Here is a 15,618-nt window from a genome sequence, read left to right on the forward strand (position 1 = left end):
ACGGGGATGGCAGGAGGGGCGGCCAAGCCGGTCCTCCTGCGGGCCACTTTCTGGCTAGCCCTGCTTCGATCGCATCGTCAGCGCCACGACTGTCGCTCCCGCGGCGACGATCAGCGCATCTTCGATCAGCCCGCTGCGCGTCTGCCCGATCTGCGCCATCGCCCGCTTGCGGCCTGCAAGCGTCAGGTAGGCCAGCGGCACCGCAGTGGCCACCGCAACTGCGGCCCCGGCCCGCTCGCTACCCCGTGGCGCCAGCGCCGCCCCGGCGATCCCAGCGCTCAACACGCGCGCCAACAGCCCCAGGAAGACCGTGCGGTCCGGCGCGGTCTTCATCTTGTCCCCCAGCAGTTCCCCAACCCCCATCGCCAAGGCCCCGAACTTGATCACCGGCTGGTCCAGCAGGACCAGCTTCCCCGGCGTCTGCCGCCTCGCGAGCCGCGCCGCCGCAATGGTTGCCATCGGCGTCATGGACCGCGCGCTGGCGACGGCGCCAATCAGAGCGGAGGAAAGCAAGCTGCGAATCTGCATTTGGACAGGCTCCTGTCAACACGGAATTTCGTGAGCCGCCGAGGCGGTGACGGCGCAGCTGAGCAAACGACGTTCCTGCGAACAGCCCGGGCAAGCCTGGCCGCAGATGGTCGAACAGGTGCCGCTGCTTCTTCCAGCCCAGTCCTTCGAGGCCTACCGATCGTCGAATGGCGCGAACACTTCGGCCACCCAATCCACGAACAGCCGGATCTTGGCACTCAGGTGCCGGTTGCTCGCGTACAGCACGTGGAAGGGCTGGCGCGGGCGCGTCCAGTCGTCGAGCAGGCGGGTCAAACGGCCGTTCTCGAGGTGCGGCGCGGCCATGAACTTGAATGCCTGCCCGATTCCCACCCCAGCCAGTAGAGCGCTCAAATGCGCGGTGCTCTCGTTGACGGCCACCTCCACTTGGCCATGCACCAATATCCGCTCGCCCGCGTTGTGGAATTCGAGCGGGAACGCTCGCCCGGTGAGCGACGAGAAATAGCCGGCGACGGCGTGGCCGGGAACGCGACGCTTGCCGGCGTCCTGGGCCGGCCGGGGCATCAGTTCGGAAGGGTGCAACGGAACGCCGCGCGCCTTCAGGTAGACCGGGCTGGCGCAGGTCACCCAATCCATGTCGGCGATGCGTCGCGCCACAAGCGACGTGTCCGGCAACGGCCCGCCCCGGATCGCGCAGTCCACGCCCTCTCCAATGAGGTCGACCGGACGATCGCTGACGCCGAGATCGACATGCAGATCCGGGTAGCGCGCGCGGAAGCCCGGCAGCGCGGGGATGAGGATCATGTTGGCAACCACCGAGCCGACGTCAACCCGGATGCGCCCACGCGGTTGGGCGCGCGAGTGCGAGGCGCTTTCGTCCATCTCGTCGAGTTCGCCGATCAGGCGGGTGGCCCGCTCGTAGTAGGCCGCGCCCTCCGGCGTCACGTTGACGCGCCGCGTCGTCCGATGCAGAAGTTTCGTCCCCAGGTGGCGCTCCAGATCCTGGACGAGCTTGGTCACCGTGGGTCGCGGAATGTTCATTGTGTCGGCGGCGCGCGAGAAAGCCCCGGATTCGGCGATCCGCACGAAAACGCGCAGCGCCAGCAGTTGGTCCATGGCATTGGCCGTTGGGTTGTTTCGTCCCAATTATTCAAGCACATGAAATAAGAAGTGCAAATCCTCATCTTTATTCCTACCCATGACATTCGTAAGCTTCGCTCACCCTCTCAACACAGGAGCACCACATGGGAAACAAGCTCACCGGCAAGGTTGCCGTCATCACCGGTGGCACCACCGGCATAGGTCTGGCGGCCGCCAAGACATTCGCGTCCGAAGGCGCGTTCGTCTACATCACGGGACGGCGTCAAGCCGAACTGGATGCGGCCGTCGCCGCCATCGGGCAGAACGCCCAGGGTGTGCGAGCCGACTCGACCAAGCTGGACGAACTGGACAAGCTCTACGACCTGGTGCGGACACAGCATGGCCGCGTTGACGTGCTGTATGCGAACGCAGGCGGGGGCGAGATGCTGCCGCTGGGCGCAATTACCGAAGCGCATTTCGACCAGACCTTCGAACGCAACGTGAAGGGCGTCGTGTTCACGGTGCAGAAGGCGTTGCCTTTGCTGGAGAAGGCAACACACGGCGCCTCCGTCATCCTGGCCGGCTCGACGACCAGCGTGAAGGGCACTGCCAACTTCAGCATCTACAGCGCGACCAAGGCCGCGGTGCGCAACCTCGCCCGCAGCTGGGTTTTGGACTTGAAGGGCCGTGCGATCCGCATCAACACGCTGTCGCCAGGGCCGATCCACACGCCCGGTCTGGTCGAGCTCGCAGGGCCCGAGGCCGCGCAGCAGCAGGGCCTGCTCGACTACCTGACCGCACAGTTGCCGATCGGCCGCATCGGACAGCCCGACGACATCGCCAGGGCGGCGCTGTTCCTCGCTTCCGACGATTCGTCGTTCATCACCGGCATCGAACTGTTCGCCGATGGTGGCATGGCGCAGGTCTGAACTGCCCATCGACGAATCCCTCACCTGTCAAGGAAAGTCTCATGACAACCGCACTCGAACTGCTTCAGGCCTATCAAGACAATGTCCGCACTCCCGCCGCCGCTGCCGCGCTCTTCGCGGACGACGGCGTCCTCGAACTGCCGACGGTCCAGGCGCATGCCCGCGGCCCCGCGGCCGTCGAGGCCCTGCTCTCCGGCCTGCTGGCCAAGGTGCCCGACTTTCGCTTCAAGGACTTCAAGGTCTGGATCGACACGCCCGACAAGGTCTTCGGCGAATACTCGGTCGAGGCGATGGTGGTCGACACCGGCAAGATGTACCGCCAGACCTATGCCGGCGTGCTCATCGCGGAGGGCGGCAAGATCAAGTTGCTGCGCGAGGCACTTGACACCGCAGCGGCTGCCGCCGCGTTCAAGAAGGATTGAGGGCCCGTCATGTCCGATGTCTTGAAGCGGCTGTCCGCCGAAGGTATCTCTCGCCGCGATGCGGTTCTCGGCATCGTACGCGGTGCCTCGGCTGCTGCGTTCACGACGAGCCTGCTGTGCCAGGCGACCGCGTTCGCCGGCCAGGCAGCCGGCGCGCCAGAAGCGATCAGGCCCTTTCGGGTCACCGTGCCACAAACCGAGATTGACGACCTGAAGCGCCGCTTGGCGATGATGCGTTGGCCCGAGCGTGAAACGGTTTCCGATTGGTCACAAGGCGTGCCGCTGGACACCGCGAAGCGGGTGGTCAAGTACTGGCACGACGAGTACGACTGGCGAAGGTTCGAGCGCCAGATCAACGGCTACCCGCAGTTCAGGACGCGCATAGACGGCCTCGACATCCACTTCATCCATGTGAAGTCCAAGCACCCAGGCGCGCTGCCCGTCATCATGAGCCACGGCTGGCCGGGCTCGGTGGTCGAATTCCTCAAGGTGATTGGCCCGCTGACGGATCCGACCGCGTATGGTGGCCGCGCCGAAGAGGCGTTCGACGTCGTCATTCCCTCCCTGCCGGGGTTCGGATGGTCGGGCAAGCCCACCGAAACGGGCTGGGACGTCGTCCGCACGGCCAAGGCCTGGGGTGTCCTGATGAAGCGCCTGGGCTATGACCGCTGGGTTGCCCAAGGTGGAGACTGGGGATCCGGTGTGACCCACGCGCTCGGCCACGTCAAGCCCGAGGGGTTGGTGGCCGCGCATGTGAACTGGGCCTTCGTCTTCCCGGACAAGCTGCCGGTGGACCCGACAGCGGAAGAGCGATATGCCATGGATCGTGCCGCGCAGTTCACGGGCGACTGGGCCGGCTACTTCAGGGCGCAGGCGACCCGCCCGCAGACCATCGGCTATCCGCTGGCAGACTCGCCGGGCGGCTTGGCCCTCTGGATTTACGAGAAGTTCCAGGCGTGGACGGACAACCCTGGCAGCGTCGACAAGGTGCTCACGATGGACGAGATGCTCGATGACATCTCTGTCTACTGGTTCACCGACACGGCGGCCTCGTCCGCACGCTTCTACTGGGAGAACACGCGCAAGGGCTCCGCCAGCTTCAACGCCGGTGTCATCGACCTGCCGATGGCGGCCACGATGTTTCCCAAGGAGATCTTCACGACGCCGAAATCGTGGGCGGAGGCGCACTGGCCCCACCTCATCTACTGGAACAAGGTGGACCGCGGCGGTCACTTTGCAGCCTTCGAGCAGCCGGCGATCTTCACTGAAGAGCTCCGCAAGGCGTTCCAGACGGTTCGCGCATGATGCGGGCGGTCGCGTGGGCGGCACGCGCCGATGTTTATTCATTCGGAGAAAAGGCCGAGATTGGTCATCAAGTTCGGAACTCAACTGTCAGGCCATGCGCTGATCCAAGTCATCCGTCCCCAGACCGCTGGCTACGGTCTCTTCGACTCGCCCACGGACCAGTCAATGTGGATCTACGAGAAATTCCAGGGTTGCTCCGACACATCAGGGTCCCGACGCGGTAGCCGAACGCCAGCCGTGGGCTGTTGCCCTTGCCTTGCCGCGCGACCCGCGACTCCACGCGGGAGAGTGAACAAGACAGATCACCGAGCGCGAAGCCCAACTCGCCAACGGCCTCCAGAAGCTCGAGGTATCCGGGCGGGTGCTTGCGCGCGACGAAGCGTCCACCCTGGAACGTGCAAGGCATCTCCCTCGGCTCGAAGACGAACCTCGTCGACGGGCTGGTTGCGAACTCGATCCACGGCGGGTTCGCCGAGGCGTCACGAAAGCCCACGAGCGCGGCGCCGGCGGCCGACGTGCGTGGCAGGGTGCGTGCAGCATTGGCCCGGCATTCGGCGAAGGAGACGAAACGACGGACACCGCTCGCATCGAGAAAACTGCAGCCAGCCCTGAAACCGTCACTCGCTGGCCGTCATGGCTACCGGCCCCCCGTTGGCTCCGGCAGCCAGGATCAGAACTTCACATTCATCGAGAACGCCACGTTGCGTGGTGAGCCCACGTAGTACGAGTTCTGCCAGTAGCTCTTGTTGGTGACGTTGCTGGCGTAGAGGTTCAGGGTCACGGGGTGGTTGGCGGCGGTGGTGGTGTAGCGCAGGCCGAGGTCGAGGGTGGTGTAGGCGGGCAGGCGGTCGGTGTTGGTCTCGTTGGCCCATTGCTTGCCGGTGTAGAAGACGCCGCCGTTCAGGCTCAGGCCGGGGATGAAGCGCAGCTGGTATTCGGCGTAGACCTTGGCCAGGACCTTGGCGACGTTGATGGGCTGCAGGCCGCTGAGTGAGCCGCCATGGACCTTGGGCGCGAGCCAGGTGAAGCCGCTGAAGAGGGTGAGGTCGCTGGTGGCTTTGCCAGTGGCGCCGAGTTCGATGCCGCGGTGGCGCTGCCGGCCGTCCTGGTTGTAGACGTTGTCGTCGTCCAGGAATTCGTAGGCTTTCTCGATGTCGAACAGCGCGCCGGTGAGCAGCACGCCGCCGAGGTCGGCCTTGATGCCGATTTCCTTCTGCTCGCTTACCATGGGCTGCATCACCGCGTTGGCGTTGGCCGCCGTTTCGGGCGCGGTGCCGCCTTGCTCCAGGCCTTCGATGTAGGTGGCGTAGGTGGTCAGCCACGGCATGGGCTTGAAGATCAGCGAGACGGAAGGCGAGTTGCGTGACTTGTCGTAGTCCTTCACGACCTGGCCGAGTTCTTCGTCATAGTCGCTGGTGACGATGCTGCTGTGGCTGATGCCCAGCAGGGCCGACCACTGCTCGCTGAAGCGGACCTGATCGCCGATCAGCCAGTTTTCGTTGCGCACCTTGGCCGCGTAGTAGGGCTTGGTGGTGTCTTCGGGGAAGGTGGGCTCGGCGATGTGGTGTGGCTGGTCCAGCGGGAACGGGCCCATCCAGCCGGTGTTGGGGTTGAAGGTGGTGGCGTAGTACTTGTCCTGGTACATGGCGTAGCCCAGGGTGAGCTTGTGCTGCACGCTGCCGGTGTCGAGGTTCAGGTCGGCCATGGCCTGCGCGGCGTCGAAGCGGTCCTTGGTGCGGCCGGAGCGGATGCCGATCTGCTCGTAGCCTGCCGCCACGTCGCCCACGTAGTTCTGCGCGTGGTCCTGGATGGGGCGGTCGATGTTGTCGCGCATGTAGGCGCCGCGCAGCGTGAGCTGGTCGTTGAGCTTGTAGCTCAGCTTGCCCATCAGCTTGGTGTTCTCGAACTCGTCCTGCACCCAGGGCTGGCCCCAGAGCTTGTCGGCGTCCGGTGCCTTGCCGTGCGGCGCGTCGTAGAACCAATAGGCCGACGGGCCGTCGGTGTGGTACTTGTTGTAGACGCCGTTGAGCTCCAGCAGCAGCTGGTCGGTGATGTGCCAGTCCAGCGCGCCGCTGACCAGGCTGCGGTTGATCTTCTGCTGGTCGACCGAGGTTTCGCCGTCCTGCTTGACGAGGTTGAGGCGGTAGCCGAACTGGCCTTCGCTGTCGATCATGCCGCCGAAGTCGCCGTGCACGAACCACTGGCTGCCGCCGTAGTTGCCCACGGTCACGCTGTTGAGCCGCTCGGTGGTGGGGCGCTTGTAGACGTAGTTCACCATGCCGCCCGGCGTGGCCGCGCCGAACAGGAAGCCCGAGAGGCCGCTCAGCACTTCCACGCGCTCCTTGTCTTCCAGCACGGCCGCGTGGTTGTAGATGCGGCGCAGGCCGTCTTCGGCGGTGTTGCTGCCGTCGAAGCCGCGGATGTTGACGACCGGTGTCCAGCCGGTGCCTTGGGGCGTGGCGCTGCGGCTGGAAGGGGTGAGCTTGAACAGGTCGTCAGGCGACTGGGCCTGCAGGTTCTCGAGCAGCTGCAGCGGCAGCACGCTGATGGCAAACGGCGTGTCCTGCAGCGAGACGCTGCCCAGCGCGCCGACGGAAGACACGGTCTTGGTCTTGTAGCCGTCCTTGGCATCGCCTTCGCGCTGCAGCGCGGTGCCGTCCTTCACCGGCGCCTTGCCGGTCACGCGCACGACGGGCAAGGTGGTGCTGGTTTCGGTGCTGCTGTCCGCCGGCACCGGTGCGGGGCTGCCCTGGGCGAAGGCGGGGGTGCCGCTGGTGGCCAGCAGGGTGCCGAAGGCCGCGCCAAGGGTGGCGCAGAGCAGGCGGGGGCGGTGCAGCGAAGGCATCAAGTACTCCTGAATCGGTGAAAAGAAGGAAGGAAAAACGAAGGGAAAAAGCGAGAGGGAAAAACGAAAACGCCCCGGCGGGCCGGGGTCGTGATGTGCTGGCGCAACCAGGGCGTGCTTCAGTGGGTGGGCGCCTCATGCAGCCGCGAGGGCGGTGCGCTGCGCTCGCCGGCCAGCGCTTGCAGCAGGGCCTGGCCGATCTCATCGGAGCGAATGGCGAGCACCGAGAGCAGCGTGTCGCTCAGGCCGTGGCTGGACTCGCAGGCGCCTTGCAGGAAGATGGCGGGCTTGAAGTCCGGCGTGGTGCGCAGCCGGTAGTTGCGGTCCACCTCGAAGCGGCCCAGGTGTTCGCGCAGCGGCTTGAGCAGGCGGCGGTGGCCGTCGCGTTCGTAGCCGGTGGCCAGCACCACGGCGTCGTAGGTCTTGTGCTGCAGCTGGTCGTGGTTGAGGTCGCGCAGCGTCAGCGTCACGCCTTCGCGGCTGGCCTGCACTTCGGCCACTTCGTGGCGGCGCAGGAAGCGGTGGCGGTCCTGGCCGCTGACACGCTGGCGGTAGAAGACGTCGAAGATCTGCTGCACCAGCGCGAGGTCGGGCGCGGCGTAGTTGGTGTGCCAGAACTCTTCGAGCAGCTCGGCGCGCTCGGCGTCCGGGCGGCTGAAGACGAAGTCGGTGAAGCTGGCATTGAAGATCTCGTTGGCAAACGGGCTGTCGTCCGACGGGCGGATGGCGCGGGCGCGCATCACCAGGTCGATCTCGTGCGAGGGGCTGCGGCCTTGCAGGTCCATGAAGATCTCGGCCGCGCTCTGGCCCGCACCAATCACGGCAATGCGCCTGGCCTCGGGCACGCGGGCGATGGCGCCCAGGTACTGGCTGGAATGGAAGACGCGGCGGTCTTCCTTCAGCGGCTGGAAGCCGGCCGGTACATGCGGCGCGCCGCCCATGCCGATGGCGAGGTGGCGCGTGAGGCGCTCGCGGGTCTGGCCACGGGCGTCCCGCGTGCGCACGCACAGCAGCTCGACCTGGCCGGCGCGGCCCTCGGGCAGCACTTCCAGCACTTCCTCGGCATAGGCGCAGCGGTCCTCGAACTGGGCCGCCGCCCAGCCCAGGTAGTCGTTGAACTCGTGGCGGCTGGGGAAGAAGGTCTTGAGGTTGATGAAGTCCTGCAGGCGATCCTTGTCATGCAGGTAGTTCAGGAAGGTGAAGCGGCTGGCGGGGTTGCGCAGCGTGGCCAGGTCCTTCAGGAAGGAGATCTGCATGTGGGCCTGGTCCAGCAGCATGTTCTGGTGCCAGACGAAGCCGGGCTGCTTCTCGATGAACAGCGTGTCCGGCGCGCGGCTGCCAGCGGCGCGGCGCTCTTCGAGCGCAATGGCCAGTGCGATGTTGGACGGGCCGAAGCCGATGCCGATCAGGTCGTGGATGTGCATGGAGGCAACCTTCAAAGGGACGCGCCGGGACGCGCGGGAATCCACAGGGCTTCGCCGAAGAAGCGCTCGCGCAGCAGCTGGCCCAACATGGCGCGCTTGTGCGGGAAGTCGAATTCCTTCATCAGCGCATAGCCGCAGCGCGAAAGGCTGCGGATCATCCTGGCGTTGTCGGCGCGCGGCTCGATGACGATGCGCTGGGTGCGGCAATCGTCCAGCAAGAGGTAGTGCGACATGCCGGGCATCCACGCGGTGAGCCAGGGCGCGCCGCGAAAGCGGGCCTCGCCGACCAGCGCGTGCCAGCCGCGGTCGAAGTCCTGCGCGTCGCAGAACGGGGCGATGCGGTCTTCCTTGGCCCAGTAGGCTTCGAAGTAGCCGAAGGGCTGGCCGTCGAAGCAGCCGATCAGGCTGAGCACGCGCGGGTCGACCGCCAGGCCTTCGAGGTAGGCGCGGTGCCTGGCCAGGTCGCCTTCTTCCTGCCAGAACTCGGCCACCACCGGGTCGTTCATCCAGCGGCTGAACACCGGCAGGTCTTGCACCAGGTCCACGGTGCGGAAGGACAGGCTCTGGCCCAGCCAGGGAATGTGGCGCTGGTAGACCGTGCCGCTGGGCTTGGCGGGCCGGCGCGGGTGGCGGCGGCCCTGGCTGAGCGTGTACTGCAGCGGATGCGGCGCAGGCTGCGGCTGGGCCAGCCACAGCGCAGGGTGCTGCCACAGGGCCTCGCGCCAGAGGACGGGCTCGTCGGCCCGCTGGTCCGCCCGCAGCAGGCCGGCCTGGGCCAAAGGCGCGAGCAGCGCGGCCGGCAGGGCCAGCGTGATCGCGGCATGCTGCGGATGGGCGCTGAACGCGGCTTCCAGCGCAGCCCACAGGTGGCTGGCCGGCACGGCAGCTTCCGGGCGGGCCGTGTTGAGCTGCAGGCCGCCGGTAGTCTCCGTCAGCCGCCACTGGCTGCGGGCGTCGTCGCCATCGCCATGGCCGTCACCATTGCTTTCGGCTGCCTGCACCACCAGGTGTGGCAGGTCCAGCGCCACGCGCAGCGGCTGGCCGCCGGGGCGGGCCAGGAAGTCGGAGAAGGGCGGCAGGTCGGAATGCGGCAAGGGGGTGGTCCTCGGTCTGGGCCGGTGCAGGTTCTGGTTGAAAAGCACGTGCACCCAGCACCCATGACGAAGCGGGGCGGCAGATGTTTAGTCGGCGCAGCGCGCTTCAGGCGAAGGCGGCGCGCAGCTGGGCGGCCAGGTCCTGGCGCAGCTGCAGTGCGGCGTCCGGCACGATCTGGCCCAGGCGCGCGAAGTCGTGCACCATGCCTTCGTAGACCTTCAGCGCCACCGGCACGCCGGCTGCGCGCAGGCGCTCGGCATAGGCCAGGCCTTCGTCCACCAGTGGGTCGTGTTCGGCCAGCGCAATGCCGGCTGGCGCCAGGCCGGCCAGGCTGGCGGCCTGCAGCGGGGCGAAGCGCCAGTCCTGCCGGTCGGCCTCGCTGCGCAGGCATTGCTGGAACATCCATTGCAGCGTGGCCTGCTCCAGCAGGTGGCCGGTGGCGTAGCGCTGGTGCGAAGGGCTGTCCTGCCAGGGCGCCGTGCAGGGGTAGAGCAGCAGCTGCAGGCATGGCTGCGGCCGGCCGGCCTCGCGCGCGGCCAGGCACAGCGCGGTGGCCAGCGTGCCGCCCACGCTGTCACCGCCAATCGCCAGGCGCTGGGTGTCCAGCTGCCAGTCGGCGCCGTGCGCGAGCAGCCAGCGGTGGGCGTCTTCGGCGTCTTCGAAGGCGGTGGGGAAACGGTGTTCGGGCGCGAGCCGGTAGTCCACGCTCAGCACGGCGCACTGCGCCGCGTGCGCCAGGTCGCGGCACAGCGCGTCATGCGAATCGCAGTTGCCCAGCACGTAGCCGCCGCCGTGGAAGAACAGCAGCACCGGGCTGGGGCCGGTCCGCCCGTGGGCGCCCAGGTAGAGGCGGGCGGGCAGGCGGGTGCCGTCGCGGCAAGGGAGGGTCAGCGGCTCAACCGGCAGCGCCGCGCCGGACAGGTCCAGCAGCAGACTGCTTTGTGCATAGGCCTCGCGCGCCTGGGCCGGGCGCATGGCGCTCATGGGTGTGCGCGAGGGCGCGGCAGCCAGTTCGAGAAAGGCTTCGAGGTCAGGGTGCAGGGGCGGCATGGCCGGGCGCAGGGCAGCGCAAGCGGTGGGTGGTCTTCTGAAGGACGGGGCAGGCAGCGTTTTGTTTAGCGCTAAACGCCAGCGGCCCCAGTTCGTCAGCACACCATCGCCACGGAGAACGAAGCCAAGCATGAGGAATGAAGCAAATCCCGAGAGGGATGCGGATGCACAGCGCCAGCGCGCGGGTCGACTGTCAGCGGTGCTGCGTGCCGCGATTGCCGGCGCAGTGCTGCTCTGGATTGCGACCAGGTCGCTGCATGCGCTTGCTGCGCCGCTGCCGGTGGAAATCCGCCGCACGACGGATGGCATTCCGCACATCAAGGCGGCCGACTGGCGGGGGCTGGGCTACGGCATTGGCTACGCGCAAGGGCAGGACGCGCTGTGCACGCTGGCCGAGGCTTTCACGACCTACGAGGGCCGTCGCTCGTTCCACTTCGGGCCGGAGAACCGGCCGGCGCGTGAATCCAGCTTCGGTCGGCCCCTCAACCTGGAACTGGACTTCTTCTTCAAGGCCTTTGCGGACGACGCGATGGTGGCCCGCTACCGGGCCGCCCAGCCGCCCGGACTGAACGAAGCCGTCGAAGGCTTTGCAGCGGGCTACAACCGCCAGTTGCAGGAGGCTCGCGCAGGCCATGCCAGCGGCAGCCAGCGGCTGTGCCTGCACGAGGCCTGGGTGCACGAGATCGGCCCGGACGACCTCTACCGCCGCTTCTACGCGGCCCAGGTGGCGGCGGGTTATGCACGCTTCATCCCGGAGATCGTCAACGCGCAGCCGGGTGGTGCATCGCCAGCCGCGCAGGTGGGCGCGGCCTCGCTGTCGACCCGGCTGGCGCACCGCGTGGGCGACCAGGACGGCCTGGGCAGCAACATGATGGCGTTTGGTCGCCAGGCCACGGGCGAGGGCGGCAGCGTGCTGCTGGGCAACCCGCACTGGTACTGGGGCGGACCGGATCGCTTCTACCAGATGCAGCTGACCATTCCCGGCCAGGTCAACGTGGCGGGCGTGGCCTTCTTGGGCGTGCCGCTGGTGATGATCGGCTTCAATGCGCATGTGGCCTGGAGCAACACGGTGTCCACCGCGCGGCGCTTCGGCCTGTTCGACCTTGCGCTGGCCGAAGGCCGGCCCACAGATTACCTGGTGGACGGTGCCGCGCAGCCGCTGCAGTCCCGCGAGGTGGCAGTCACGCTGAAAGGGGAAGGCGGCCAGGCGCGCACGCTCAGCCGGCGGCTCTATCGCAGCGCGCAGGGGCCCATCGTCGACCTGGGCGCACAGAACCCGGCCTTCGGCTGGTCGGCCGCGCATGCGCTGGCCATCCGCGACGCGAATGCCGAGAACTTCCGCGTCTTTCGCACCTTCTGGGCCTGGAACCAGGCCGGCTCGCTGGACGAGTTCATCGCCATCCAGCGTCGCGAGCTGGCATTGCCGTGGGTGAATACCACCGCCGTGGACCGCAGCGGCCGCGCCTGGTTCGCGGACTTCGGTCCCGTGCCGAATGTGCCCGATGCGCTGCGCGAGCGCTGCACCACGCCCCTGGCCCAGGGCTTCGCGCAGCTGGACGCGTTCACGCCCTTCCTGGACGGCAGCCGCGCGGATTGCGACTGGCAAGCCGATGCGGCGGCCGTGCAGCCCGGCACCTTGCCGGCAAGGTCCTTGCCCAGCTTGCTGCGCAGCGACCAGGTGGCCAACATGAACGACAGCTATTGGCTGGCCAACCCGGCGCAGCCCTTGCGGGGCTTTGCGCGCGTGCTGGGTGGCGAGCAGCAGGCGCTTTCGCTGCGGGCTCGCCAGGGCCATGCGATGGCCCAGCGCCTGGCGGCGATGCGGCCGGGTTCGGCCCGCGCACTGGCAGCCGAGCTGCGCGAGGTGGCGCTGGGCGCACAGGCCGAATCGGCGCTGCGCTTCAAGGCCGGGCTGCTGCACCACGCCTGCGCACAGCCCAAGGTGTACCTGCCGGCGAGCGAGGCCAGCCCGGCGGCGCAGGTGGACGTGACGGCCGCCTGCGCGGTGCTGGCGAGCTGGTCCGGCCGGGCGGATGGGCAGGGCCACGGCGGCCTGCTGTGGGAGCTGTTCTGGGCGCAGTGGCTGCAGGCGGTGCCGGCCGAGGCGCGTTTTGAGATGCCTTTTTCTGCCGCAGCGCCGCTGGACACGCCGCGTGGTCCGCGTGCGGAGGGCGCGGCGCAGGCCCTGGCCACGGCTGTGCAGGCCATGGCGGCGCAAGGCACTGCGCTGTCTGCCACCACCACCAGCCAGCGCCTGGTGCAGACCGGCGCCGGGCCGCTGCCGGTCTATGGCGGCTGCGACGGCGTGGGTTACTTCGCCACCGCCTGCAACGACGATGGCAGCGACCCGCTGGGCCCCAACACCTCGGCCAACAGCTACCTGCAGGTGGTGAGCTTCGGCCCGCGCGGCCTGCAGGCCCACACGCTGCTGGCCCACGGGCAGGACGAGCAGGCCGTCAGCGGCGGGGCAGGGCTGGCGGGCGCCGCGCCGGTGCAACGCTATGTGCGGCGCGACTGGCTGGCCTTCCCGTTCACCGAGGCCGAGATCGCGCGCGACCCGGCACTGACCAGCATCGTGTTGAGCCCCTAAACATCCGGCCCGCCAGATCGTCTGGTTCAGGGATGACTGCCACCTCGAGGACCCATGACTGCGCGCGCCATGAACGATGAACCCCGCCGTCCGGCCAGCGAGATGGGCCGATTGCTGCGTCCGTTCCTTCCCTGGATCGTGCTGTCCGCGGTCACCGGCATCGCCGCCGGTGCCGCAACCGTCGCCTTGCTCGGCACCATCAACCAGGTGTTGAACCGGCCGGGCGGGCTGGCCGGCGGGCTGCTGCTGACCTTTGTCTCGCTGTGCGTGGCCGCGCTGGTCGGCCGCGCGCTGTCGGACATCTCGACCAACTGGGTCGGCCAGCAACTGGTGGCCCAGGTGCGCACCGGGCTGGCGCAGAAGATCCTCGCGGCGCCCATCGACGCGCTGGAGCGCTACCGCACGCACAGGCTGATGCCGGTACTGACGCAGGACGTGGACATGATCAGCGACGTGGCCTTCGCGCTGGCGTCGACCACCATCGCGCTGGCCGTGGCGCTGGGCTGCCTGGCCTACCTGGCCTGGCTGTCGCCGGCGCTGTTCGGCCTGGTGGTGGTGGCGCTGGTGATCGGCACTGCGGTGCAGACGCTGGTGCAGTCGCGCGGCGTGGCCGGCTTCTGGCATGCCCGCGAAGGCGAGGAAGCGCTGCACAAGGCCTATCGCGGCATCAGCGAAGGCGCCAAGGAACTGCGCATGCACAGGGCGCGCCGCTCGCGGGTGTTCGACGGGCAGATCGAAGGCACGGTGCACCGCATCCGCGACATCAACAACCGTGCGATCAACATCTACGTGCTCGGCACGGCCTTCGGCTCGGCGCTGTTTTTCCTGCTGATCGCGGTGATCCTCGGCTGGGCGGCGATGCGCCCGATGGCGCCCGAAGTGCTCAGCGGCTTCGTGCTGGTGCTGCTGTTCCTCAAGGGGCCGATCGACCAGATCACGCTGACGCTGCCCAACGTCGGCCGCGCCAAGGTGGCCTTCGAGCGCATTGCCGACCTGTCGCTGCGCTTTGCCACGCCCGAGCCGCATCTGCACCTGGCGCGCCCGCCCAGCGAAGTGCGCTTTCGCGAGTCGCTGGCGCTGCGCGGCGTGCGCTACGCGTTCGAGCCCGCCGAAGGCGCCGAGCCCTTCACGCTGGGCCCGATCGACCTGACGCTGCATCCCGGCGAGCTGGTGTTCGTGGTCGGCGACAACGGCTCCGGCAAGACCACGCTGATCAAGCTGCTGCTGGGCCTGTACGCGCCGCAGCAGGGCGACGTGGTGCTGGACGGCGAGCCCGTGAGCGACGAGCGCCGCGACGACTATCGCCAGCTGTTCACCACCGTCTTCTCGGACTTCTACCTGTTCGAGGACCTGGCCGCCGTGGACGGCCAAACCGGCGGCCGCGCCAGCCTGCCCGAAGCCGCACGGCCGTACCTGGAACGGCTGGAGATCGCCCACAAGGTGTCGGTGGTGGACGGCTCGTTCAGCACCACCGACCTGTCCACCGGCCAGCGCAAGCGGCTGGCGCTGGTGCATGCCTACCTGGAGCAGCGCCCGGTGATGGTGTTCGACGAATGGGCCGCCGACCAGGACCCCAGCTTCCGCCACCTGTTCTACACCGAGCTGCTGCCCGAACTGCGCGCTCGCGGCCACCTGCTGATCGTCATCTCCCACGACGACCGCTACTTCCATCTCGCAGACCGGGTCCTGAAGATGGCCAACGGCAGCGTGGAGGAAGTCGACCAGAGTCGCGTGGTGCCGCTGCGGGCCTGAACGTCCGCGGCTGATTGGGCATGTCCCCAGGCCGGCGGTGCCGGCCAATACACGCGGCGGCCCTTTCCCGTGCCCAGGGAAGGGCGGGCCCTGGCCTCTTCACGCTGCGCTCGGTGCGGCGCCGGCCAGATCGCCATCCCGGACACCGGCCATGCCCGCAGTCGGGCCCGTGAAGCCTGCAAAGCTGCTCCGCGCATTGGCCACCTTGCCCAGGCTGGCGGACGGCTCTTCGGGCGAGGATCGCCCGCAACTGACGCAAAAAGCGTGAACAGTTGCCTGGTCGTTGCCGATTTGCGGGCCAATCCGCTTCTGGGCAGCGCACTCGTGCCGATACGACCCAGGCGGCCCCTCTCCGGGGCTTGAAAGGAGCACAGCAAATGAGGTCTCTCTGCCTCAGCTTGCGGCACGGCTGTTCGATGCAATTGACCTCTGAACAGCAAGCTTTTCACGATTTCCACCTGAGGCCAGGCGGGAAATAGTGTTCGTGGCCGAAACCCCAGGTCGGCCGTCTCCCCTTTAGGCAAACCGAGCAATCTCCCAACCCATGGCCAAGACCATCATGATCGTCGACGACTCAGCCTCGCTGCGGCAAGTTGTCGGCATTGCGCTGCGCGGCGCC

The 15,618-nt window shown here is 67.9% G+C and carries 11 protein-coding genes and 1 pseudogene; 6 read left to right on the forward strand and 6 right to left on the reverse strand.

Going from position 1 to position 15,618, the window contains the following annotated elements; translation table 11 throughout:
* Positions 1 to 54: 54 nt before the first annotated feature.
* Together AC3WR5_RS32980 and AC3WR5_RS32985 are read right to left on the reverse strand one after the other, a co-directional pair.
* A complete protein-coding gene (locus AC3WR5_RS32980) occupies positions 55 to 528 on the reverse strand; it encodes a hypothetical protein (RefSeq protein WP_492490027.1) in 474 nt (157 codons plus the stop codon).
* A gap of 153 nt (positions 529 to 681) precedes the next feature.
* Positions 682 to 1,623: a LysR family transcriptional regulator gene (locus tag AC3WR5_RS32985; protein ID WP_492490029.1), complete on the reverse strand. Its 942-nt coding sequence runs from the start codon at positions 1,621 to 1,623 to the stop codon at positions 682 to 684.
* A gap of 128 nt (positions 1,624 to 1,751) precedes the next feature.
* Between AC3WR5_RS32985 and AC3WR5_RS32990 the strand changes: the two genes are divergently transcribed.
* From AC3WR5_RS32990 to AC3WR5_RS33000, 3 genes are read left to right on the forward strand one after another with little or no spacing between them, the layout of a single operon-like run.
* The gene (locus AC3WR5_RS32990; protein WP_141287453.1) at positions 1,752 to 2,516 is read left to right on the forward strand and encodes an SDR family NAD(P)-dependent oxidoreductase; all 765 of its coding nucleotides are present in this window, start codon (positions 1,752 to 1,754) and stop codon (positions 2,514 to 2,516) included.
* A gap of 41 nt (positions 2,517 to 2,557) precedes the next feature.
* The gene (locus AC3WR5_RS32995; protein ID WP_492490031.1) at positions 2,558 to 2,938 is read left to right on the forward strand and encodes a nuclear transport factor 2 family protein; all 381 of its coding nucleotides are present in this window, start codon (positions 2,558 to 2,560) and stop codon (positions 2,936 to 2,938) included.
* Positions 2,939 to 2,947: 9 nt separating this feature from the next.
* Positions 2,948 to 4,243: an epoxide hydrolase family protein gene (locus AC3WR5_RS33000; protein ID WP_492490033.1), complete on the forward strand. Its 1,296-nt coding sequence runs from the start codon at positions 2,948 to 2,950 to the stop codon at positions 4,241 to 4,243.
* Between the two features lie 670 nt (positions 4,244 to 4,913).
* Here AC3WR5_RS33000 and AC3WR5_RS33005 read toward each other — a convergent pair.
* The 4 genes from AC3WR5_RS33005 to AC3WR5_RS33020 all read right to left on the reverse strand — a co-directional run bounded on the left by AC3WR5_RS33005 (position 4,914) and on the right by AC3WR5_RS33020 (position 10,657).
* Entirely contained in the window at positions 4,914 to 7,088 is a 2,175-nt protein-coding gene (locus tag AC3WR5_RS33005) for a TonB-dependent siderophore receptor (RefSeq protein ID WP_492490035.1), read from the reverse strand.
* Positions 7,089 to 7,207: 119 nt separating this feature from the next.
* The gene (locus AC3WR5_RS33010; RefSeq protein WP_492490036.1) at positions 7,208 to 8,512 is read right to left on the reverse strand and encodes a lysine N(6)-hydroxylase/L-ornithine N(5)-oxygenase family protein; all 1,305 of its coding nucleotides are present in this window, start codon (positions 8,510 to 8,512) and stop codon (positions 7,208 to 7,210) included.
* Between the two features lie 11 nt (positions 8,513 to 8,523).
* On the reverse strand, positions 8,524 to 9,606 hold the full coding sequence (locus AC3WR5_RS33015; protein WP_492490038.1) for a GNAT family N-acetyltransferase: 1,083 nt from the start codon (positions 9,604 to 9,606) through the stop codon (positions 8,524 to 8,526).
* Between the two features lie 106 nt (positions 9,607 to 9,712).
* Positions 9,713 to 10,657, reverse strand: a complete 945-nt coding sequence (locus tag AC3WR5_RS33020) for an alpha/beta hydrolase (RefSeq protein ID WP_492490040.1) — start codon at positions 10,655 to 10,657, stop codon at positions 9,713 to 9,715.
* Between the two features lie 130 nt (positions 10,658 to 10,787).
* On the opposite strand from AC3WR5_RS33020, the gene AC3WR5_RS33025 reads away from it, so the two are divergent.
* The 3 genes and pseudogenes from AC3WR5_RS33025 to AC3WR5_RS33035 form a co-directional block, all read left to right on the forward strand.
* Positions 10,788 to 13,247 (forward strand): penicillin acylase family protein, encoded by a 2,460-nt coding sequence (locus tag AC3WR5_RS33025; protein WP_492490042.1) that lies wholly within the window; start codon positions 10,788 to 10,790, stop codon positions 13,245 to 13,247.
* A gap of 69 nt (positions 13,248 to 13,316) precedes the next feature.
* Positions 13,317 to 14,999, forward strand: a complete 1,683-nt coding sequence (locus AC3WR5_RS33030; protein WP_492490043.1) for a cyclic peptide export ABC transporter — start codon at positions 13,317 to 13,319, stop codon at positions 14,997 to 14,999.
* A gap of 544 nt (positions 15,000 to 15,543) precedes the next feature.
* A pseudogene (locus AC3WR5_RS33035) lies at positions 15,544 to 15,618 on the forward strand (response regulator); the annotation flags it as partial.

It is taken from the genome of Ideonella sp. FW305-24, from assembly GCF_058788035.1.

Bases quoted from the DNA above. Each gene is read 5' to 3' on its own strand.
- AC3WR5_RS33025 (WP_492490042.1), top strand. From the start codon at position 10,788: ATGAGGAATGAAGCAAATCCCGAGAGGGATGCGGATGCACAGCGCCAG.
- AC3WR5_RS32990 (WP_141287453.1), top strand. From the start codon at position 1,752: ATGGGAAACAAGCTCACCGGCAAGGTTGCCGTCATCACCGGTGGCACC.
- AC3WR5_RS33005 (WP_492490035.1), bottom strand. From the start codon at position 7,088: ATGCCTTCGCTGCACCGCCCCCGCCTGCTCTGCGCCACCCTTGGCGCG.
- AC3WR5_RS32995 (WP_492490031.1), top strand. From the start codon at position 2,558: ATGACAACCGCACTCGAACTGCTTCAGGCCTATCAAGACAATGTCCGC.
- AC3WR5_RS33010 (WP_492490036.1), bottom strand. From the start codon at position 8,512: ATGCACATCCACGACCTGATCGGCATCGGCTTCGGCCCGTCCAACATC.
- AC3WR5_RS32985 (WP_492490029.1), bottom strand. From the start codon at position 1,623: ATGGACCAACTGCTGGCGCTGCGCGTTTTCGTGCGGATCGCCGAATCC.
- AC3WR5_RS32980 (WP_492490027.1), bottom strand. From the start codon at position 528: ATGCAGATTCGCAGCTTGCTTTCCTCCGCTCTGATTGGCGCCGTCGCC.
- AC3WR5_RS33030 (WP_492490043.1), top strand. From the start codon at position 13,317: ATGAACGATGAACCCCGCCGTCCGGCCAGCGAGATGGGCCGATTGCTG.
- AC3WR5_RS33000 (WP_492490033.1), top strand. From the start codon at position 2,948: ATGTCCGATGTCTTGAAGCGGCTGTCCGCCGAAGGTATCTCTCGCCGC.
- AC3WR5_RS33020 (WP_492490040.1), bottom strand. From the start codon at position 10,657: ATGCCGCCCCTGCACCCTGACCTCGAAGCCTTTCTCGAACTGGCTGCC.